Here is a 20,613-nt window from a genome sequence, read left to right as displayed (position 1 = left end):
GACATGCGTGTGCCGCGCTTCCTCTTGCAGGTGGCCGGTGTCACGCTGTTGCTGACGGGTGTCTGGTGGGTTCTACAGGCGGCTGGGCTCGTCGGTGATCCGGCGACCAGCTTCATCGCGGGTAATCGTGGCTTTTTGGCTATAGGCGGGCTTACTGGCCTCGCGGGAATCGCCTGTCTTGCCCTGCTGAGGCGCAGCGGCAACCGCTAGGATTTGGGGTTGAGAGGCAGGGTCAGCGTGAAGCGCGCGCCCTCGCCTTCGGCGGTTTGGACAGACAAGTCGCCGCCCATGGCCTCTGCCAGTCGCCGCGAAATGTGAAGACCCAGCCCCGATCCGCCATCACCGCTCCGGCCGAGGCGTTCAAACTTGTCGAACACCCGCTTTGCTTCGTCGGGCGTCATGCCTGGCCCGCTGTCGGTGACACTGATTGTCGCAGAACCTTGCCCGGCTCCGGTCTCGATCAGAACCCTCGTCCCCGGCGGCGCGTAATTGATCGCATTGCCGATAAGGTTGAGCAGAATTTGCAGGACGCGGCGAAATTCGCCGGTGGCACGCTGCTTTGCCTCGTCAGAAGGCAGCACCAGTTCGATCTGCTTCTCGCGGGCCCGCATCCCCAAAATGCCGGTTGCCTGACGGGCAACTTCGACCAGATCGATCGCATCGGGGGCGGTGGTGAACCCTTCGGATTCGACAATCTCCAGATCGGCGAGATCATCGACCAGCGCCAGCAGATGCTGCCCCGCTGTGGCAATATCGGCAGCATAATTGCTGTATTCGTCGGCCAGCGGCCCCGCGAGGCGTGCACGAATGGTTTCGGCATTGGCGATAATGCGCGAAATCGGCTGGCGCAAAACCGGGCCCAACTCGCCCGACAAGCCATCCTTCGGTTCGGGAGTGGCTGCTGCGATATGCTGAATGTCGTCCATCGCCGGCAAAGGTTCGTCGGCGATCAGCAGCAGTTCGAACCCTTCGCTGCCGGGATCGGTGCGGCCCAGCGGGAGAAGACGCGTGGTAAAATGTCGGCCACTGCGCTCGACCCGCGCCCGCGCGCCATCCAGTAGCCGCCAATGAAGCGGTTGCTGATGCTCGACCCCTTCCAGCTCGACAAACTCGGTCCACAGGGTCCCCTGCCCATCGTTCATTGCCGCAATGACCGCTTCCAGATCGCGCGCCTCGCCAACCGCGTGGATAACCGCCTGGGATTTATCGAGCCGGACAATCGCGTCGGCAGTCGCACGGTCGCACGCATTGCGGCGCAATTCGTCCGATTCCGGATTGGTGCTGGCAGCGGCCTTGCGCCAGTTCGCCAATGAGATGAGACATCCCTGACCGCTACGATCCGGGCTGGCCTCGGCCCAAGTTCGGATATGGGTTTCGCCATCAAATGCGCGGATTTCGCGGGCGAGCCGCGCTTTAAAGCGGCGGGTTTTCGAAACCAGCTCGCGCAGTTCAGGCACGGCAATCACACCGGGCAGATCACCACCGCAGCGCGTTTGCAGGCTTGCCAAGGTCTCATCGGCAAAAACAAGCCGGTCATCGGCATCGGTCCGCCCATGGACAGAGGCCGCGCTGGTCGTCTGCGCCCCGGTCATCGGGCAGGACCGAGAAGAGCCCGCGCGCGCTCGGGTGTGATGGAGTCGAAGTGATCCGGCAGCTCGATATCGGGGTGCAGATAATGGAACTGCTCTTCGATCGATGTCACCTTCAGGGCTGCGCCACGCAGCGAGAGCGCCAGGCGTGCCATCTGCCGGTCATTGGTGAGGATGGCGGAATCCTCGCGGGAAATGCCAGCGGTTTGGGCCAAGGCCGAAAGGAAAATCGACGCCCCGGCATGCGGCAACGAAAGGCAGCTGACCGCGCCGCCGGCCGAACCGCGTCCGATCGAATCCATCAATTGCCGGATCAGGGACAGCCGCGCGCGATCCTCGTCCATAAGGCTCCTTTGCGCCGCACTTATCTGCGCCACGATGTGAGCTTCGGTGACTTGTGTCTGCGCGCGCCAGCATTGCAACGCGTGCTCGGCCAGGCTCGTGGGAAGCTCCCCAAGCGGTAGCTCCATCCGCCGTTGCTGCTGCATGAAACGGGCCTGCGCTGCCAGAGTAGCCATCGCCGCACTCGCGGTCTTGCTGTCCTTGTCGGCAACCATGGACTGCATCAGCGGGGTGAGCACAGGGTCGATATTGCTGCGCCTTTGCAACCGCTCTGCCAGCTGGAATTCGATCGCAAGCGAATGGCAGTGCTGGAGAAATGCCTGATCGCCCGCAATGGCCTGAGCGAGCATTGCAATTCTCTCGTCAGTGCCGTCCTGCGTTGCCTGCGCCGCGTCCGCATCGTCTTCGTAGTCTTGCGCCTCGGACTCTGCCGGAACCGGCAGGTGCGCCGTCTCGATATCGATGAGTTGGCGGGCAACATTGCCAAGCATCCCGCGCACGCGCGCAACCATTTCATCGCTGAACAACGAGTGATCGCTGCTGACGACCAGATGGCCAAGGATAGGCCCAACGGTACCCAGACTGGCATCGCCATAGGCCAGCTCAGCTCGCATCACGTCCTCGACAGGGGACGCGGACGCGGCATTTTCCGATCCGGAAGGTGCAAACGGTTCACTCATAGATTCCCGCATAGCCCGCTATGGTTAAGACCGCGTTATGCGCCGCAAACGCCGCAATTCCAAGGCGATGGCCCCCAAGGCTGCCGCTGTTGCCAAGCCTGTTGCCAACCACCACAGCCCGATTGCGCCAAGAGCCGCGATCCCCAGCCACAGGAACGCGCCGGATGTCAGGCCTTCCAGATCGCTCACCCGTGTGCGCCTCGAAAGCCAGCTTGCCCCCAAGGCGGTGGCAGCGCCAAAAATCGCCGGAACCGCATCGCTCTCATGGGCAAGCGCAAGACCAAGGGCACCCGCGGCTGCCGCTTCAGGCAACAAAGCGACCATTCCTGCCCATTTCGAATGGGCGCCGCCCGAAAGGCGCAGCGGATCTTCCAGCTGGCGAAGCAATTGGGCGACCGAGCAAGCCAGCATCGCGAGGGCCAGCACGGCAATCGCGATTGCAGACCGTTCAAACCAAAGGATGATCATCGCCGCCAGGACCAGCACAGAAGCTGCTGCGAGAGGAACAGTATCGGGCCAGTTTTTGCGCGCGAGAGCCTGCGCACTCGGCTGGACCACCGGGTCGCTGACTTCCTTGCCCGGCGAATTGGCGCTCGGCAAAACCCCCGTTTCAGACTGGCCCATCAGCCAGGCCCCGCTCTCTATCGCGGTTTCCGGTAGGGGCCGCTCGGCGACACCGGCACTGCGGGCAATGCGCGGCAAAGCGCTCAGCAATTCGCAGTCAGCCCCGAGGGGTTCGATCTGGGCCGCAAGGGCACCCGGCATGCGCAGCGCCCCACCCCACGCGGTGTGGAGATCGAGCCGTTCCAACCCCTTGGCCGCATCACTTTCCGCCGGGACCGTCGCCAGCCCCTGCGTGCCGAGCAAATCCTCGAGCAGCCGCGCGTCCGATGTCAGAACGCCCGGTGCAAGCAACACAAGCTCTGCGTCCTCACCGACCAGAGACGGCAATTGCTGCGGGCGCGTGAGCAGGTGAAACCGCATGCCCTGCGCCTCCGCCAGATGCTGCGCGGCCAGTGCGTCATGGTCCGAGGGAGAACGGGCGAGCAGGATCAGGCTTTTGCAACCCAGTGCCAGCGCAAGGTCAACCTGCCGCACAATCAGGGGGGTAGAAGCAAAACGCGCACGATTGACACAAGGCACAGTCCCTTGATCGTCAAGCGCCAGCAAGGCGATTACATCACGGCCCGGTTCCATGGGCTCCGCGATAATCCCGACACTGCCCGCTGCCAAGCAGCGTTGCAGCAAAACCGCCTTAGCTGTCGAAATCTTTGAGGAATGTGTCCAGTCGCCGCAAAGTCACGGGATCGCCCGGCGCGCATTCAATGGCTTCTTCGGCCAGCACCATCAGGGGTTCGGCGTGGAAGCTGGCGGCGAGGCCCTTGATACGCTGGGCCGCAATCAGCCAGTTCCCGTCACAGCGTGCGCGGCGCAGAAGATCGATCTGCTGTGCAACGCTTTCGCGGAACGCCTTGCGCAGCTCGGCGTGCAGCGCAGCGTCTTCACCAGCGGCTGCAGCCAAAGTTGCTGAAAAAGGGGCGTTTTCAAATGCCATGACCATTGCCCATAGGTTTCAATGGTTAAGACAGGGTTTCTTGGCCGACGAATTATGGTAAATGCGCGGGCATGAGCGGGGGTCAACATATCCGGGCCATTGGGTCCGAGCCGGACGATACCGAGGCGCAGGACGCCGGGGATATCGCCCTTCCAACACCTGAAGCAGACGGGGATGGCGATAGCTATCCCGCTGCCGAGGATGAGTGGGAGGAGGACAGCTATCGTCCAACGCGCTCCGGCCTGACATGGATATGGCCGACATTGGCTTTGCTAACCGTCGTCGGCTGGACCGCTTTTTTCGGCTGGACGCACCGGGCGGAAATTCTGGCAGGGGCCAGTTCGCAGCAATGGATCGACTGGATCGGCGACTGGGCGCTGCCTGTCTTGCTGGTAATCGGCCTGTGGCTCATCGTCATGCGCAGCAGCACCCGAGAGGCGAACCGCTTTGCCGATGCGGCCAATGCGCTTTCGAGTGAATCCGCTCAGCTGGAAGAGCGTCTGGTGACCGTGAACCGCGAGCTGAGCCTCGCGCGCGAGTTCCTCTCGGCCGAAACGCGGGAGCTGGAAACGCTGGGGCGCGTGGCGGGCACGCGCATCAATGAGCATGCGGATCGCCTCCAGACCCTGATTGGTGAGAACCACCAGACGGTGGAGCAAATCGGCAGTGTCAGCGAAACGGCGCTGGTCAATATGGACCGCCTGCGCGACGAACTGCCGGTGATCGCCAATTCCGCCCGCGATACCTCCAATCAGATTGGCGCAGCGGGCGAGGATGCCAGTGCCCAGCTGGAGAAGCTAATCAGCGGATTCGAACGGCTCAATGTGTTCGGGCAGGCCAGCGAACGGCAAGTCGCTTCGCTCAGCGAACGGATCGATGCAGCGCTCGCCCAGTTCGAGACGCAGGCCAGCCATATGGGTAATGTGACAGAGCAGCGCTTTGCCACATTGCGCGAAACCAGCGATGCATTCCGCAGCGAGATGGATAGCCGCGAAGTCGAAACGCTGGCGGCTATGCGCCGCCGGATGGACAGTCTTGGCGAGGAAATTGCCGCCGCCAGCGCGCAGCTGGGTGAAGCCGAAGAATCGGCACTCGATACGATGCGCGAACGTCTGGCCGGCCTCGCAGACGAGAGCCAGTCGGTTTCAGCTGGCTTGCGGGCTGCAGAGACAGAAGCCGGCGAAAGCTGGTCCCGGCAGGCGGCGGCGTTGCGCGAACGCTTGGGAGAGGCGATCGAGGAAATCCAAGCGCTGGATGCGCAGGCGCTCGAAAGCGCCTCGGCGAAACTGGCCGAATTGCATGCCGAGGCCGAGCGCGTCGATGCGGCGATGATCGACCGTGATGCGGCGTTTGCTGAGCGCCTTACGACGCGCGATGAGCATGTGGCGGCCTCGCAGGACGCCGCAATCACGGCCATGACCGACAGGCTCAATACGCTGGATGAAAACCTGAACCAGCGCCGTGCCCGGCAGGATGCCGCCGCTGCGGCTATGCGTGAAGCTGCCGAGGCAAGTATTGCACAGATCGAAGCGCTGGCTGCCCGGTCCGAAGAATTGGCGGCGCAGGCGGAGGGCGCGCACGAACGTCTGGAAGCCAGCGGCACCGCTGTCGCCGCCCGGCTCGCCAATGCGCGCGAGGATGCGGACAATCTGGCTCCGGCAATCGAGGACCTGACCGAGGGCAGCGTGCGCCTGCTCGAACTCATTCAGGCAGGATCGGAGCACAGCCGTGAAATTCTCCCGACGTCCCTTGAGGAAGCCGAACGCCGCCTTGTCGCGACGCACGAAGCGGGTGAAGCTCTGCAGGCGCTGCTCGACAGCACTGGCGAGCGGTCCCGTAGCGTTTCCGATTACGTGCTTGCCGCACGCGAGGAAACCGACAAGGTCGACGCCAATTTGACATCGCTGGACCAGAGACTGGGCGAGATGCGCGGCAACTTTACGCGCGAGCTGGAGGCCTTGCGCGAAACACTGGCCAATCTGGAGAAAGATGGCGATGCGGCGGGCGAGCGCACCGCAACTGCCCTGCGCACTGCTATCAGCGAGCTCGACACAAAGGCGCGCGACGCACTGTCGCTGGCGGACACCGAAAGCGAAAAACGCCTCGACCTTATCACCAACCGGATCGGCGAGAAAACCGCGCAGGCCATCGACACAGCGATCAGCGATCAATCAAGCCGCAGCATCGCGGCGCTGGACGAAGCCTCTGCCAAGGCTGCCGAAACAGCGCGGCAGGCGGCGATCCAACTGCGGGACCAGCTCTCCATGGTGAACGAGCTTGCCGGCAATCTGGAAAACCGCGTGGCGCTGGCGCGCGAGCGTGCGGAGGAGCAGGTCGATAATGACTTCGCGCGCCGCGTTGCACTGATTACTGAAGCGCTCAATTCGAATTCAATCGATATTGCCAAGGCCCTGTCTACCGACGTCACCGATATGGCGTGGGCATCCTATCTGCGCGGGGACCGGGGCATCTTCACCCGCCGCGCCGTCAATCTGGTGGGCAATACCGAAGCCCGTGATGTGGCCGAATTGTACGACAGCGACCCCGATTTCCAGGACCACGTCAGCCGCTACATCCACGACTTCGAGGCGATGCTGCGCACCATGCTGTCCACCCGCGACGGCAACGCGCTGGGCGTCACCCTGCTCAGTTCGGATATGGGCAAGCTCTACGTGGTGCTGGCGCAGGCGATCGAGCGGCTGCGCGAGGATTAACTCGCTGGCTCGTCCTCGAGCACCAGATGGCCCGGCCGTTCGAAGATATCGAACACTTCCACACCGACCCAGCCATTGACGTAATTGAGCACCCACAACGCTGTGAGAACGGCCGAAAGGATGGTCGCCCGCAAGACAATTTTCCCCGGGCGGAAATTGGCCGGTGCACTCTCGGCCTGCCCCGGTACATTCTCCAGCCCCAGCTCTTCGGACGTTTTCACGCCGAAGGGGAGCATGATGAAGGCGCACATCACCCAGAACAGGAAATAGATCGCCAATATCGAGGTGATCGCCATCGTGCCTATCCTGCAAGGTCGATTACACGGACCTGCGGTTTCTTGCCTGACCAGCGAGTCGCCGCGCGCCGTGCGGCAAGCCGGGCGGTCTCGAGCCGGTCGGTGGCTGGTCCGCGCTTCTTCTTGCCCGCCGAGCCGAGCGCTTTCACAACATCGGCCTCGGCCTCGGCGATGAAATCATCATGATCCTCGTCCAAAGGCAGGCCAACACTTTCGATTGTGACCTTGTTGCCCGGCCCCAGAATAACCACGACCACCCCGTTATGCGCCAGCCTGCGCCGCATGACGATGCTCTCGCCATCGGCGGGCACGATGATGTCGCCATCCAGTACCAGACGCCCCGCCTCAATCTGCGCGATCACACCCGGCTTGCCCGGCGCGAGACGCACGATGTCGCCGTTCTTCTGGAAAATCGCCTTGGGAATTCCCGCTTCGATCCCGACGCGGGACTGCTCCTGCATATGCTTGATCTCGCCATGCACGGGAACCAGTATCTCCGGCTGAAGCCACTCATACAGCGCCTCCAGCTCTGGGCGCCCCGGATGGCCGGAGACGTGGATCATGCTCTGACGGTCGGTCACCATCACGATCCCGCGTTCCGCCAACTTGTTCTGCACTTTGCCGATGCTGAGTTCGTTGCCGGGGATCTGGCGGCTGGAGAACAGCACCACGTCGCCGCTGGTCAGTTTCAGCGGATGATTGTCCTCCGCCACCCGGCTCAGAGCAGCGCGCGGTTCGCCCTGCCCGCCAGTGGCCATAATCATCACCTTGCCGCGCGGCAGGCCCATCGCGGTGTCCCAATCGACCATCTTGGGGAAGTCCGCCAGATAGCCATTGTCCTGCGCCACCTCGATCATGCGGTCCAGCGAGCGCCCAGCCACCGCGAGCTCGCGCCCGGTTGCCTTGGCCACTTCGCCCAGCGTCTGGAGGCGCGCGACATTGGAAGCGAATGTGGTGACCATCACGCGGCGGCCCTCCCACTTCTTCACTTCCTCCATCAGGCCGGCATAAACTGCCCCCTCGGACCCGCTGGGTTCGGGATTGAAGACATTGGTCGAATCGCACACAACCGCCAGCACGCCCTCATCGCCGATTTCGCGCAGCTCTTCTTCAGTGGTCGGCTCCCCGATGATCGGGTCCTCGTCCAGCTTCCAGTCGCCGGTGTGGAACACCCGTCCGTAAGGCGTGTCGATGACCAACGCGTTGCCCTCTGCAATCGAGTGGGCGAGCGGGATATAGGTGACTTCGAACGGGCCGATTTCGATATGTCCGTGATCTTCTTCGATGATCCGGACCTCGACCTCGTCCAGCAGGTTGGCCTCTTGCAGCTTGCGCCGGATCAGCTCTGCGGTGAACGGCGTGGCGTAGAGCGGCACGCCGAGATCGGCGGCGAAGTAGGGAATCGCGCCGATATGGTCTTCATGCGCATGGGTCAGCACGATGCCGAGCAGGTCCTTGGAGCGTTCCTCGATAAAATCGATATCGGCGAACAGCAGTTCGGTGCCGGGATATTCGTTTGCGCCGAAGCTCATCCCCAGATCGACCATCAGCCACTTGCCATCGCAGCCATACAGATTGACGTTCATGCCAATCTCGCCAGAGCCGCCTAGCGCGAGGAACAGCAGCTCTTTCTCAGGCTGGTAATTCTTCTTCACGATGCCACCCGGTCGGCCAGTAGCTTAAGCCCGCGAATGGTCAGATCCGCGTCCACCACATCGAATATATCGGTGTGATTATCGAACAAAACAGCCAGACCGCCGGTTGCAACAACCTTTGTCGGCCGCCCGATTTCAGAGCGCATCCGCTCTATCAAGCCTTCCATCATCGCTACGTAACCCCAGAAGATGCCAATCAGCATCTGATCCTCGGTATTACGACCGATAACGCTGCGCCCTTCGGGTGCACGGATAGCGATGCGCGGCAATTTGGCGGTTTTGCCAACCAGCGCATCGAGTGAAAGATTGATCCCGGGCGTGATAATTCCGCCCTTGTAAGTGCCGTTGTAATCCAGCGCCTCGAACTTTGTCGCGGTGCCGAAATCGACCACGACCTTGTCGCCTTCTACCAGATCATGCGCAGCAATACAGTTCAATGCGCGGTCCGCCCCCAGCGAACTGGGCTGATCGACATCGATAGCGAAGCCCCACTCGGCTGCGCCCCGTCCGGCAATCAGCGGGGTGATGCCGAAATACTTTTCCGCAAGGACTGAAAGGTTGTGGTCCGCGCGCGGGACGACGGAGCCGACAATGATCCGCTTGATCTGATCGCGTTCGATATTCTCGATCGACAGCAATTGCAGCAGCCATACGGCATATTCGTCGCCGGTGCGGCGCGGGTCCGTGGCGATGCGCCAGCGCGCGCGCACTTCGTCGCCATCGAAGACGGCAAAGACAAGATTGGTGTTCCCGACATCGACAGCGAGCAGCATGGATCAGGTCTCCTTGGCGTGCAGGACATCGCCGGCATGGATAGTGCGCACGGTGCCACCGGCCAGAGTGATTTGCAGCGCGCCCTCGGCATCGAGGCCTTTGAACGCGCCCTCACAGATCGTGCCATCCGGCTCGTGCACGCTGAGCGGGGTGCCCACCGCATGGGCCGCAGCGCACCACCGGCGCAATGTGGGTTCTAGCCCGTAACTGCGCCAGCGCTCCAGTTCCTTATCGAGCGAAATGGCGAGGTCACGGGCAAACAAATCCCGGCTCGGCGCGGGGCCAAGCGCAGACAGCGCGATCGTCTCGCGGTCCGGCACATCGGGCGCTTTTGCCAGATTGACACCGAAACCGAGCACCACTGCGTCGCCTTCACGCTCCAGCAAAATCCCCGCCAGCTTCGCGCCGCCCAAGAGCAGGTCATTGGGCCATTTGAGGGAAACCGCCGAAGGATCGGAACACATCGGCGTCACCGCTTCATAAAGCGCCAGACCGGCCAGCAGGGCCAGCGTATGTGCGGGCGGATCATTCGGGCCGGGACGCACCACCGTGCTGCCCATGAAATTGCCCGCGCCATCGAACCAGTCGCGGCCCTGCCTGCCCCGCCCCGCTGTCTGACGGTCGGTGACAAGCCATTCGCCTTCGGGAACGCGCTCACTCGATCGCAAGGCGTCCAGCAAGTCCGCATTGGTAGAGCCCGTTTCAGCCGCAATGCGGATTGATCGGACCTTGCCCTCAGCCAAGGAAGAGGGACGCCGCCGCTGTGTCGGCCTGATTGGTCAGCCAGTTGGTCAGGATATAGGCCAGCGGGCTGACGAGAATGGCGGAACCGATTAGGATCGCCCAGCTTACGCTATCGGCTTCGCCGGTCGCGCGGTCCGCAGGTTCATCGAAGAACATCACCTTGACGAACTTGATGTAGTAGAACGCCCCGATCACGCTGGCCGCGATACCGATGGCAGCGAGCAGCACCAGATCAGCCTGCACCGCCGCCTGAAACACTACGAACTTGCCATAGAAACCGAACAGCGGCGGGATGCCGGCAAGGCTGAACATCAGGATCAGCAGGCACCACGCCATCAATGGGCGCGTGGTCGAAAGGCCAGCAATATCGTCGAACGTTTCCAGTTGCTCGCCCTGCCCGTTGCGCAGCATCAGCACGGCAACGAAGCTGCCGAGCGACATGACGACGTAAATGGCCAGATAGACCATCATCGCGGAGAGGCCCTGAACCGTCGCAGCGGCCAGACCGATCAGGATAAAGCCGACATTGTTGATCGAGGAATAGGCCAGCAGTCGCTTGAGATTGTTCTGTCCGATAGCGCCTAGCGCGCCGACGACAATCGAAGCGATTGCGGCGAAAATGACGACCTGCCGCCAGGCAAAAACCTGATCGCCAAACGCATCGAGCGACACCCGCGCGAGCAGCGCGATGGCTGCAACCTTGGGCGCGGTGGCGAAGAAAGTGGTGACCGGTGTCGGCGCGCCTTCATACACATCCGGCGTCCACATGTGGAACGGCACAGCGCTAATCTTGAAAGCCAGGCCGACCAGCATGAAGATCACACCGAACAGCGCACCGGTGGACATGTCACCGGAGATCGCCGCAGCGATGCCGCCAAACGAAGTCGTCCCGGTGAAGCCGTAAATCAGGCTCATCCCGTAAAGCAGAATGCCCGATGCGAGCGCGCCAAGAATGAAATATTTCAGGCCCGCCTCTGCCGAGCGCTGGTCATCGCGCAGGAAGCTGGCGAGTACGTAGGCGGCCAGCGAATTGAGCTCCAGCCCCATATAAAGGGCGACCAGATCGGTGGCCGATACCATCAGGCCCATGCCCATTACCGCGAGCAGCACCAGAATGGCGTACTCTCCGCGCAGGGCGAAGAACCGGCTGAGGAAAGACGGCGCTACAGCGAGACAGGCAATGCCCGCCAGATAGATCAGCACCTTCGCAAAGGCGGCAAAGGCATCGGCCGAGAACTGGGTACCGAATGCGTCCGCTCCGGCCCCGGCGACGCCTGCGGTGACCGTAGGCACGACGAAGAAAAGCGCCGCGCCCAATGCGGTCGCCGCGCCAATAAACACGGCGCGCGCCGAACCCTTGCCGCCATAGGCAACAACGAGCAGCAACAGCAGGCTGGCACCGCCAATGATAAGCTCGGGCATCATCAGCCCCATGGAGCGTGCGATATCCATCAGTGCGCCCCCTCTGCCGAATGCTCGCCGGACATATGGTTCGCCTCATGCTCGCGCGGGGTGCCTGCCGTCAGATTAGCATCGCCCTGCGGCGCGGCGCGGGCCACGCGGGCCTCCAGCGCGGCAATGTCGCTGCGCATCGGGGCGAGGAAGCTTTCGGGATAAACACCCATCCACAGTACCGCTGCCGCAATCGGGGCGAGCATCGCCCACTCGCGCGCATTCATATCACGCATCGCGGCGGCATCTTCATTTACCTGCGGCCCGAAAACGACCCGGCGATAGAGGTAGAGCATGTATCCGGCACCCAGAATGATGCCGGTGGTCAGGATCAAAGTCACGTCGCTGGAAATCTCGTAAACACCGGCCAGGCTCAGGAACTCGGCCACAAAGCCGCTGGTCCCCGGCAGGCCGATACTGGCCATGGTGAACAGCAGGAAGAAACACGCATATTTCGGCATGTTGATCGCGAGGCCGCCATAACGCGCAATGTCGCGGGTATGCAGCCGGTCGTAGATAATGCCCACGCACAGGAACAGCGCGCCCGACACCAGCCCGTGGCTCAGCATCATGATCATCGCGCCTTCCAGCCCCTGCACATTGAAGGCAAACAGGCCCGCCGTCACAATCGCCATATGGGCGACCGAGGAATAGGCGATCAGTTTCTTCATGTCTTCCTGCACCAGCGCCACCAGCGAGGCGTAGACCACCGCGATGCAGGACAGGATCATCACCAGCCATACGAACTGCGCGCTGGCTTCGGGGAACATCGGCAGGCTGAACCGGATGAAGCCGTATCCGCCAAGTTTGAGCAGCACACCGGCCAGAATGACCGAGCCTGCTGTGGGCGCCTGAACGTGCGCTGCGGGCAGCCATGTGTGGAACGGGAACATCGGCATCTTCACCGCGAAACTGGCGAAGAACGCGAGCCACAGCCACGTCTGCGCGCCTACGGGGAAGTCATACTGCATCAGCGTCGGGATGTCCGATGTGCCCGCAGTGTTCACCATCCAGAACATCGCGATCAGCATCAGAACAGAACCGATCAGCGTGTAGAGGAAGAATTTGAAGCTGGCGTAGATCCGGTCCGCGCCGCCCCAGATGCCGATGATCAGATACATCGGGATCAGACCGGCTTCGAAGAAGATGTAGAACAGGAACAGATCCTGCGCCGCGAACACGCCGATCATCAGCGTTTCCATAATCAGGAAAGACGCCATGTATTCGCCGACGCGTTTGCCGATCGCGTCCCAGCTGGCCAGAATGCAGATCGGCATCAGGAACACGCTGAGCACGATCAGCATCAGCGCGATGCCATCAATGCCAAGCGCATATTGGAAGCCCGCAAACAGGTCGGCCCGTTCGGTAAACTGCCACTGCGGGCCACCAATCTCGTATCCCGCCCACAGCGCGATGCCGAGGCCGAGATTGATCAGCGTTGCCAGCAGCGCAATGATCCGCGCCTCGCTTGCTGCAAGGAAGAAACACGCCAGCGCGCCGACCAGTGGCACCAGCAACATCACGGTAAGGATCGGAAAGCCGTCCATCACATCAAAACCCAGGTAATGGCGGCGACAAGGCCGAGCAGCATGACCAGCGCGTAGCTGGTGAGATAACCGGACTGGAACCGCTTGGCCCCGGCCGAACCCTGACGCACCAGCCATGCGGCTCCGTCAGGCCCGAACCGGTCAATAGTGCCGATATCGATCAGCTTCCAGAACCAGCGTCCGACGATGAAAGACGGCTTCACAAACAGAATGTTGTAGAGCTCGTCGAAATACCATTTGTTGTAGAGGAACCGGTAGATCGGACCCAGCTGCTCAGCGGTCTTCGCCGGGATCGAGGTATCCTTGATATAGGCCAGCCATGCGATGGCGAGGCCAAGGATCATCGAGACCGTTGCGGTCAGCTTCACCCACAGCGGCACCGCGTGTAGCGCGTGGATCAGGTTCTCGTTGAAATAGATCGAGCCGCCCCAGAATGCGCCGTTCACGGCTTCGCTCGACCCGTCGACGAAGGGATATTTGAAGGCATAGCCTGCGAAGATCGCCCCGACGCTCAGCACCAACAGGGGCACCAGCATGACCCACGGGCTTTCGTGCGGAGCGTATCCGCCCGTCGTATCCTCGCCCGCTTCTTCGGGCGTCTTGTGGACACTGTGCTGGATGTGCTCGCTCTCGATCCAGCGCGGCTTGCCCCAGAAGGTCAGGAACATCAGGCGCCAGCTATAGAAGCTGGTGAGCAGTGCGGCGAAGGCTCCGGCCCAGAAGGCGAAATTGCCCACTTCCGTCCCGCGTGCAAACGCAGCCTCCAGAATGGCGTCTTTGGAATAGAAACCGGCAAAGCCGAAGAAGCCGAGCACACCCACACCGGTAATCGCCAGCGTCCCGGCCATCATCGCCCAGAAGGTGATTGGGATCTTCTTACGCAGGCCGCCATAATAGCGCATGTCCTGCTCGTGATGCATCGAATGGATCACCGAGCCTGCGCCGAGGAACAGCAGCGCCTTGAAGAAAGCGTGCGTGAACAGGTGGAACATCGCCACGCCATACGCGCCAACACCTGCGGCAAAGAACATGTAGCCCAGCTGCGAACAGGTGGAATAGGCGATGACGCGCTTGATATCCCACTGCGTCGTGCCGACCGTGGCGGCAAACAGGCAAGTCATCGCACCGATAAAGGTCACGATGGCCAGCGCAGTGGGCGCGGTCTCGAACATCGGTGACAGGCGGCAGACCATGAACACACCGGCGGTCACCATCGTCGCGGCGTGGATCAGTGCGGAGACGGGCGTTGGCCCCTCCATTGCATCGGGCAGCCAAGTGTGCAGGCCCAGCTGCGCCGATTTGCCCATCGCGCCGATGAACAGCAGGATGCACAGGATATCCATCGTGTAGAACTGGAACCCGATAAAGGTGATGCTGCTGCCGCTCATCGCAGGGGCAGCGGCCAAAATCTCCGGGATCGACGTGGTGCCGAACACCAGGAACGTGCCGAAGATACCCAGCATAAAGCCAAGGTCGCCCACGCGGTTTACCACAAAGGCCTTGATCGCGGCGGCATTGGCACTTGGCTTCTTGAACCAGAACCCGATCAGCAGATAGGACGCGAGGCCCACTCCTTCCCAACCAAAGAACATCTGGACAAGGTTATCGGCCGTCACCAGCATCAGCATGGCGAAGGTGAACAGCGACAGATAGGCGAAGAAACGCGGCTGATCCGGATCTTCGTCCATATAGCCCCAGCTATACAGGTGGACGAGCGCGGACACGCTGGTGATCACCACCAGCATCACCGCCGTCAACGCATCGACGCGCAAGGCCCAGTCGAAGCTCAGATCGCCCGATTGCACCCATTGCAGCACCGGCACGACATCGGCCTGCATCGTGCCTGCGATGAAGCCAAGAAAGATCGGCCAGCTGAGAGCCGCGGACACAAACAGCGATCCCGTAGTGATCGTTTTGACCACGGTATTGCCGAGAGCGCGATTGCCCAGCCCGCCGATAATGGCAGCCAACAGGGGCAGGAAAACAATGATCAGGATGGATGACACGCCCGGATTATCCCTTCAGCCGGTCGACATCGTCGACCGCAATGGTCCCGCGAGCGCGGAAATAGATCACCAGAATGGCCAGCCCGATGGCCGCTTCCGCAGCCGCAACGGTCAGCACGAACATGGCGAAGATCTGACCGGTCAGGTCATTCAGGAATGCACTGAAAGCCACCAGATTGAGGTTCACCCCCAACAGGATCAGCTCGATCGCCATCAGAATGACGATGATGTTCTTGCGGTTGAGGAAGATGCCCAGCACGCCCAGCACGAACAGGATCGCGCTGACGACAAGGTAATGCTCGATGCCAATCACAATTCCACCCCTTCACCGCTGGTGGGCTGCTTCATCACCACGGCCTCGTCCGGACGACGGCTGATCTGCTTGCCGATATTCTGGTGGCCGCGCACGGCCTTCTGCTCGCGGTGGGTCAGGACAATCGCCCCGACCATCGCAACCAGCAGGATCATGCCCGCAATCTGAAACAGGAAGGCGTATTCGGTGTAGAGCAGCGCGCCGAGGTTCTCGATATTGGTCTGCCCCAGCACCGGCGCGGCGCTGCCATCGGCTGTACCCAGCGCAATCGGCCCGGCGCTCAGCGCACCGACCGCGAAGAGGATTTCCATCAGCAGGACGATGGCGACCGCGATCCCCAGCGGGAAATTGCGCATGAACCCGGCCCGCATTTCCGCAAAGTCGATGTCCAGCATCATCACCACAAACAGGAACAGCACCGCGACCGCGCCGACGTAAACCACCACCAGCAGCATGGCGAGGAACTCTGCCCCCACCAGCACCATCAGGCCCGCCGCGTTGAAGAACGCGAGGATCAGCCAGAGGACGGAATGCACAGGATTGCGCGCCATGATCGTCAGCACGCCGCTGGCAATCACGATGCTCGCAAAAAGGTAAAAGGCAATGGTCTGTATCATGGGGCCCCGGTTAGCTGTGCGCGCGGTTAGCGGTAGGGCGCGTCGGCTTCAAGGTTTGCGGCAATCGCGCGCTCCCACTTGTCACCATTGGCGAGCAATTTTGCCTTGTCATACAGCAATTCCTCGCGGGTTTCGGTCGAATATTCGAAGTTCGGTCCTTCAACCACGGCATCGACCGGGCACGCTTCCTGGCAGAAGCCGCAATAGATGCACTTGGTCATGTCGATGTCATACCGAGTCGTCCGGCGGCTGCCATCGTCGCGCGGTTCGCTCTCGATAGTGATCGCCTGCGCCGGGCACACTGCCTCGCACAGCTTGCACGCGATGCATCGCTCTTCCCCGTTGGGATAGCGGCGCAGCGCATGCTCACCGCGAAAACGCGGGCTCAGCGGGTTCTTCTCGAACGGGTAATTGATCGTCACCTTGGGCTTGAAGAAATACTTCAAGGTCAGCGCATGCGCCTTGAGGAATTCCCACAGGGTGAAGGATTTGATGAGTTGGGTAACGGTCATTGCGGTTGGTCCTCAAGCCGCGTCGGTGTGCAAACACCAGCAAGCGTTTCGAGTGAGGTAGGATCGTTCGGTTTGGGCATGAAAGCAGAAATCGGGATGCCTGCCGATGTAATGTAGTGCTTCGTAAATCTGAGCAGGCCGACCGGTGTGCCATCTTTATTGCGAAAGACCAGATCGTCTTGCTCACCCACGGACGGGCTCGCTGAACGTCCACCGGGTACATAGTCGAGATCAGGGTCAAGCCATTGATCGCTGGTTTCAAGGATTCGATAAACCGGGTCGGTCATCAGCGGAGCCGGAGTTGTTTGCTCATTCGCCGCGTACTGACCGAAATAGGTTTGCCGCCCACTCTTGCGCAGCGCCAAATTTTTCAATTCGCCCACGGAGTTTGTAAGCGTGCAGTCAAAACGAACCACCGCTAGATGGTCAGTCACGAGGCGCTCGGGCCCACGCGTGATGCGAGGGGTGGCTTGCTCCGCAAGCGCTCCTGCAAACATAGCTAGAACCAGGCTCACGCGTAATGCCCCGTGGCCATCAGATAGCCCGAAATCAGAACGACGAAGACGAGGCTCATCGGCAGGAAGACCTTCCAGCCAAGGCGCATCAGTTGGTCATAGCGATAACGCGGCACGGTCGCCCAGATCCAGCTGAACAGGAAGAAGAAGAAGAACGTCTTCAGCAGGAACCAGACGATGCCGGGCACATAATACAGCGGTGCCCATTCCACCGGCGGCAACCAGCCACCCATGAACAGCAGGGTGCATAGCGAGCACATCAGCAGGATGTTGGCATATTCGCCCAGCCAGAACAGCGCGAAGCTCATGCTGGAATATTCGGTCTGATACCCAGCCACCAGCTCGCTCTCCGCCTCGGTCAGGTCGAATGGCGCGCGGGCGGTTTCAGCCAGCGCCGAGATGAAGAACACCACGAACATCGGGAACAGCAGCGGGTTGACGAAATAGCCGTTGATGAAGCCCAGCCCGTGCCCCTGCTGCGCCATCACGATGCCGCTGAGGTTGAACGTGCCCGCATACAGCACCACGCACACCAGCACGAAGCCGATGGACACTTCATATGAGATCATCTGTGCTGCGGCGCGCATGGCGGAGAAGAACGGGTATTTCGAGTTACTCGCCCACCCGGACATCACCACGCCGTAAACGCCCAGCGAACTGATCGCGAGGACATACAGCAGGCCGACATTGATATCCGCCAGCACCATGCCAGCATCGAACGGGATCACCGCCCATGCGGCCAGTGCCACGGTGAAGGTGACAATCGGCGCGAGCAGGAAAATGCCCTTGTTCGCGGCGCTGGGAATGATGGTTTCCTGCAGGAATACCTTCAGTCCATCGGCAAAGCTCTGCAGCAGGCCAAACGGCCCCACCACATTGGGCCCGCGCCGCATCATGATCGCGCCCAGCACCTTGCGGTCGACGTAAATCACCATGGCGACGGCGAACATCACGATCAGCGAGATCGCAAGAATTCCGACCATCGTGGCTGTGAACCATGCCGCTTCGTAGGACATGCCCACGGTGTTCTCGAAGAATTCGGTCATTCCGCAGCCTCCGCCAGTTCACCGCCGTGGAGCAGTTCCTCCGAGCAGCGGTGCATCACGTCGCTGGCGCGGGCGATGGGGTTGGTGAGGTAAAAATCCTTGATCGGATAGCCTGCGATGACTTTGCCTTTTGCCGCTTTCTTGGCCTTGGGCAGCTTGCCGTATTCCGCCAAGCCTTCTTCGCCCAGTGCAGGCACTTCGGCGATCATCGCGCTTTGCAATGCATCGAAGCTGTCGAAGCCGACATCGACCTTCAAAGCATCCGCGAGCGCGCGCAGGATCGTCCAGTCTTCGCGGGCATCGCCCGGCGCGAACACGGCCTTCTCGGCGAATTGCACCCGGCCTTCGGTGTTCACATAGGTGCCGTCTTTCTCGGCATAGCTGGCGGCGGGCAGGATGATATCTGCCGCATGCGCGCCCTTGTCGCCGTGATGGCCGATATAGACCTTCAGGCTGTCTTCGAACGCGCTGAAATCCATCTCGTCCGCGCCGAGCGCCAGCACCACTTTGGGGGCTGCTTTGACGATATCCTTGATCCCGCCCTTCTGCGCGTAGCCGAGCATCAGCCCGCCCATGCGTGCAGCCGAGAAGTGCATAACGTTAAAGCCATTCCAGTCGTCACGGACCAGTTTGAACTTCTCGGCAAAGGCCAGCCCGGCGTTGAGAGCACCGGCGGCGAGGCTGGCCCCGCCCATGATGATCGCGGGACGTTCCGCCGCCTTGAATGCATCGGCCACATGCTTGGGCACATCGCCGAGCACACTCGTGTCGTCGCCGAGGAACTCGGCCGGATAGGTCGGGTCCCAATGTGGGCCAACGATGAAGACCTTCGCGCCGCGTTTCACCGCCTTGCGCAGGCGGACATTGACCAGCGGAGCCTCGTCACGGATCTGGCTGCCCACGATCAGGATCGCATCAGCCGTTTCGATCCCTGCGAAGGTCGAGTTGAAATTGACCGCCGCTAGGCTCGACACGTCGTAGTCCATGCCGGTCTGGCGGCCTTCGAGCAGGGTCGAGCCGGACGCCTTGAGCAGCGCTTTGGCCGCGAACATCGTCTCGCAATCGACCATGTCACCGGCGATGGCCGCAATGCTGGAGGGATCACCCTTCAGCTGCTTGGCAATCGCCTTGAACGCATCGTCCCAGCCCGCCTCGGCCAGCTTGCCGCGCCTCTTCATGAAGACTTTGTCGAGCCGCCGCTTGCCCAGACCATCGACCTGGTAGCGCGCCTTGTCCGACAACCATTCCTCATTCACGTCATCATTGATCCGCGGCAAAGCGCGCATCACTTCGCGGCCCTTGGAATGCAGCGAGATATTCGCACCCACCGCGTCGGATACGTCGATGCTGATGGTGCGGTTCAATTCCCACGGACGCGCTTCGAACGCATAGGGACGGCTGGTGAGCGCGCCGACCGGGCACAGGTCGATCACATTGGCCGAAAGCTCGTGGCTGGCGGCCTGCTCCAGATAGGTGGTGATCTGCATGTCCTCGCCGCGATAGAGCGCGCCGATTTCGTCCACGCCCGCGATCTCTTCAGAGAAGCGCACGCAGCGGGTGCAGTGGATACAGCGGGTCATGATCGTCTTGATCAGCGGGCCCATATATTTCTCGGTCACCGCACGCTTGTTCATGTCGTAGCGCGAACCGCCACGGCCATAGGCGACGGCCTGATCCTGCAGATCGCACTCGCCGCCCTGATCGCAAATCGGGCAATCGAGCGGGTGGTTGATCAGCAGAAACTCCATCACACCTTCGCGCGCGGTCTTCACCATCTGCGTGTCGGTGCGGATTTCCTGCCCCTCGGCGGCGGGCAGCGCGCAGCTTGCCTGTGGCTTGGGCGGCCCCGGCTTCACTTCGACCAGACACATGCGGCAATTGCCCGCAATGCTCAGCCGCTCGTGATAGCAAAAGCGCGGAATTTCCTTCCCCGCTAGCTCGCACGCCTGAAGAACGGTCGCGCCATCCGGAACGTCCAGTTCCTGTCCGTCTACGGTGACCTTAGGCATCGGTGTTTCCTTGCTCGTGCGCGTTCAATGCCTTGAACAGCTTACCCATACTCATGCCTTCAACCTCGGTTGGGCAGACTTCTGCGCCTTCCTTCAGCGCCGCAATAAAGGCCTCTTCGCTCTCTGCATCGCGAATTTTCACAATCAAGCCGGGCTCCTTCTCGGCGAGGCACGAGACAAAACTCGCCTCATCGGATGTTTCCTCGGCATGCGCGCACGCTGCCAATGCGATGGCTGCCAATGGAAC

General features: G+C 61.5%; 20 protein-coding genes. 2 read left to right on the top strand and 18 right to left on the bottom strand.

The window, feature by feature from the left end; all coding sequences use genetic code 11:
• The first annotated feature begins 3 nt into the window (after window positions 1–3).
• Window positions 4–210, top strand: coding sequence for a hypothetical protein (locus ACFCW2_RS11985; RefSeq protein WP_379546668.1), 207 nt, complete (start codon window positions 4–6; stop codon window positions 208–210).
• Here ACFCW2_RS11985 and ACFCW2_RS11980 read toward each other — a convergent pair.
• From ACFCW2_RS11980 to ACFCW2_RS11965, 4 genes are read right to left on the bottom strand one after another with little or no spacing between them, the layout of a single operon-like run.
• Window positions 207–1,592 (bottom strand): sensor histidine kinase, encoded by a 1,386-nt coding sequence (locus tag ACFCW2_RS11980; protein ID WP_379546667.1) that lies wholly within the window; start codon window positions 1,590–1,592, stop codon window positions 207–209. The two genes, ACFCW2_RS11985 and ACFCW2_RS11980, sit on opposite strands and share 4 nt — an antisense overlap.
• Complete coding sequence (locus tag ACFCW2_RS11975; protein WP_379546665.1) at window positions 1,589–2,611, bottom strand: hypothetical protein; 1,023 nt, start codon at window positions 2,609–2,611, stop codon at window positions 1,589–1,591. Before ACFCW2_RS11975 ends, ACFCW2_RS11980 begins: the two co-directional genes overlap by 4 nt.
• Window positions 2,612–2,635: 24 nt before the next feature.
• Window positions 2,636–3,808 carry a hypothetical protein gene (locus ACFCW2_RS11970; RefSeq protein ID WP_379546664.1) on the bottom strand — a complete coding sequence of 391 codons (1,173 nt, stop codon included), beginning with the start codon at window positions 3,806–3,808 and terminating at the stop codon, window positions 2,636–2,638.
• Window positions 3,809–3,866: 58 nt separating this feature from the next.
• On the bottom strand, window positions 3,867–4,166 hold the full coding sequence (locus ACFCW2_RS11965) for an Hpt domain-containing protein (protein ID WP_379546663.1): 300 nt from the start codon (window positions 4,164–4,166) through the stop codon (window positions 3,867–3,869).
• Between the two features lie 71 nt (window positions 4,167–4,237).
• Between ACFCW2_RS11965 and ACFCW2_RS11960 the strand changes: the two genes are divergently transcribed.
• The gene (locus tag ACFCW2_RS11960; protein WP_379546661.1) at window positions 4,238–6,880 is read left to right on the top strand and encodes an ATPase; all 2,643 of its coding nucleotides are present in this window, start codon (window positions 4,238–4,240) and stop codon (window positions 6,878–6,880) included.
• Here the strand turns inward: ACFCW2_RS11960 and ACFCW2_RS11955 are convergent.
• The 14 genes from ACFCW2_RS11955 to ACFCW2_RS11890 are packed head-to-tail and all read right to left on the bottom strand — an operon-like array spanning window position 6,877 to window position 20,607.
• Window positions 6,877–7,176 carry a DUF1467 family protein gene (locus ACFCW2_RS11955; protein ID WP_379546660.1) on the bottom strand — a complete coding sequence of 100 codons (300 nt, stop codon included), beginning with the start codon at window positions 7,174–7,176 and terminating at the stop codon, window positions 6,877–6,879. The two genes, ACFCW2_RS11960 and ACFCW2_RS11955, sit on opposite strands and share 4 nt — an antisense overlap.
• Before the next feature lie 5 nt (window positions 7,177–7,181).
• The gene (locus tag ACFCW2_RS11950; RefSeq protein WP_379546658.1) at window positions 7,182–8,831 is read right to left on the bottom strand and encodes a ribonuclease J; all 1,650 of its coding nucleotides are present in this window, start codon (window positions 8,829–8,831) and stop codon (window positions 7,182–7,184) included.
• Complete coding sequence (locus ACFCW2_RS11945; RefSeq protein WP_379546656.1) at window positions 8,828–9,604, bottom strand: type III pantothenate kinase; 777 nt, start codon at window positions 9,602–9,604, stop codon at window positions 8,828–8,830. Before ACFCW2_RS11945 ends, ACFCW2_RS11950 begins: the two co-directional genes overlap by 4 nt.
• Window positions 9,605–9,607: 3 nt before the next feature.
• Window positions 9,608–10,348, bottom strand: coding sequence for a biotin--[acetyl-CoA-carboxylase] ligase (locus ACFCW2_RS11940; protein ID WP_379546654.1), 741 nt, complete (start codon window positions 10,346–10,348; stop codon window positions 9,608–9,610).
• On the bottom strand, window positions 10,341–11,801 hold the full coding sequence (gene nuoN, locus ACFCW2_RS11935; RefSeq protein WP_379546652.1) for an NADH-quinone oxidoreductase subunit NuoN: 1,461 nt from the start codon (window positions 11,799–11,801) through the stop codon (window positions 10,341–10,343). Before nuoN ends, ACFCW2_RS11940 begins: the two co-directional genes overlap by 8 nt.
• Window positions 11,801–13,348, bottom strand: coding sequence for an NADH-quinone oxidoreductase subunit M (locus ACFCW2_RS11930; protein WP_379546651.1), 1,548 nt, complete (start codon window positions 13,346–13,348; stop codon window positions 11,801–11,803). The genes nuoN and ACFCW2_RS11930 overlap by 1 nt, the downstream gene beginning before the upstream one ends.
• Entirely contained in the window at window positions 13,348–15,354 is a 2,007-nt protein-coding gene (gene nuoL / locus ACFCW2_RS11925) for an NADH-quinone oxidoreductase subunit L (RefSeq protein ID WP_379546650.1), read from the bottom strand. Before nuoL ends, ACFCW2_RS11930 begins: the two co-directional genes overlap by 1 nt.
• Before the next feature lie 7 nt (window positions 15,355–15,361).
• Window positions 15,362–15,667 (bottom strand): NADH-quinone oxidoreductase subunit NuoK, encoded by a 306-nt coding sequence (gene nuoK, locus ACFCW2_RS11920; protein WP_379546649.1) that lies wholly within the window; start codon window positions 15,665–15,667, stop codon window positions 15,362–15,364.
• A complete protein-coding gene (locus tag ACFCW2_RS11915) occupies window positions 15,664–16,284 on the bottom strand; it encodes an NADH-quinone oxidoreductase subunit J (protein WP_379546648.1) in 621 nt (206 codons plus the stop codon). Before ACFCW2_RS11915 ends, nuoK begins: the two co-directional genes overlap by 4 nt.
• Before the next feature lie 26 nt (window positions 16,285–16,310).
• Complete coding sequence (gene nuoI, locus ACFCW2_RS11910) at window positions 16,311–16,796, bottom strand: NADH-quinone oxidoreductase subunit NuoI (RefSeq protein WP_379546647.1); 486 nt, start codon at window positions 16,794–16,796, stop codon at window positions 16,311–16,313.
• On the bottom strand, window positions 16,793–17,311 hold the full coding sequence (locus tag ACFCW2_RS11905; protein WP_379546646.1) for a hypothetical protein: 519 nt from the start codon (window positions 17,309–17,311) through the stop codon (window positions 16,793–16,795). The genes nuoI and ACFCW2_RS11905 overlap by 4 nt, the downstream gene beginning before the upstream one ends.
• Window positions 17,308–18,357: an NADH-quinone oxidoreductase subunit NuoH gene (gene nuoH, locus ACFCW2_RS11900; protein WP_379546644.1), complete on the bottom strand. Its 1,050-nt coding sequence runs from the start codon at window positions 18,355–18,357 to the stop codon at window positions 17,308–17,310. Before nuoH ends, ACFCW2_RS11905 begins: the two co-directional genes overlap by 4 nt.
• A complete protein-coding gene (gene nuoG / locus ACFCW2_RS11895) occupies window positions 18,354–20,366 on the bottom strand; it encodes an NADH-quinone oxidoreductase subunit NuoG (RefSeq protein WP_379546642.1) in 2,013 nt (670 codons plus the stop codon). Before nuoG ends, nuoH begins: the two co-directional genes overlap by 4 nt.
• Complete coding sequence (locus ACFCW2_RS11890; RefSeq protein WP_379546641.1) at window positions 20,359–20,607, bottom strand: hypothetical protein; 249 nt, start codon at window positions 20,605–20,607, stop codon at window positions 20,359–20,361. Before ACFCW2_RS11890 ends, nuoG begins: the two co-directional genes overlap by 8 nt.
• Window positions 20,608–20,613 lie beyond the last annotated feature (6 nt).

Origin of the sequence: Qipengyuania algicola, assembly GCF_042492175.1 — a bacterium.
Taxonomy (GTDB): domain Bacteria; phylum Pseudomonadota; class Alphaproteobacteria; order Sphingomonadales; family Sphingomonadaceae; genus CAJXSN01.
This window is presented reverse-complemented; position numbering and strand designations above follow the sequence as displayed.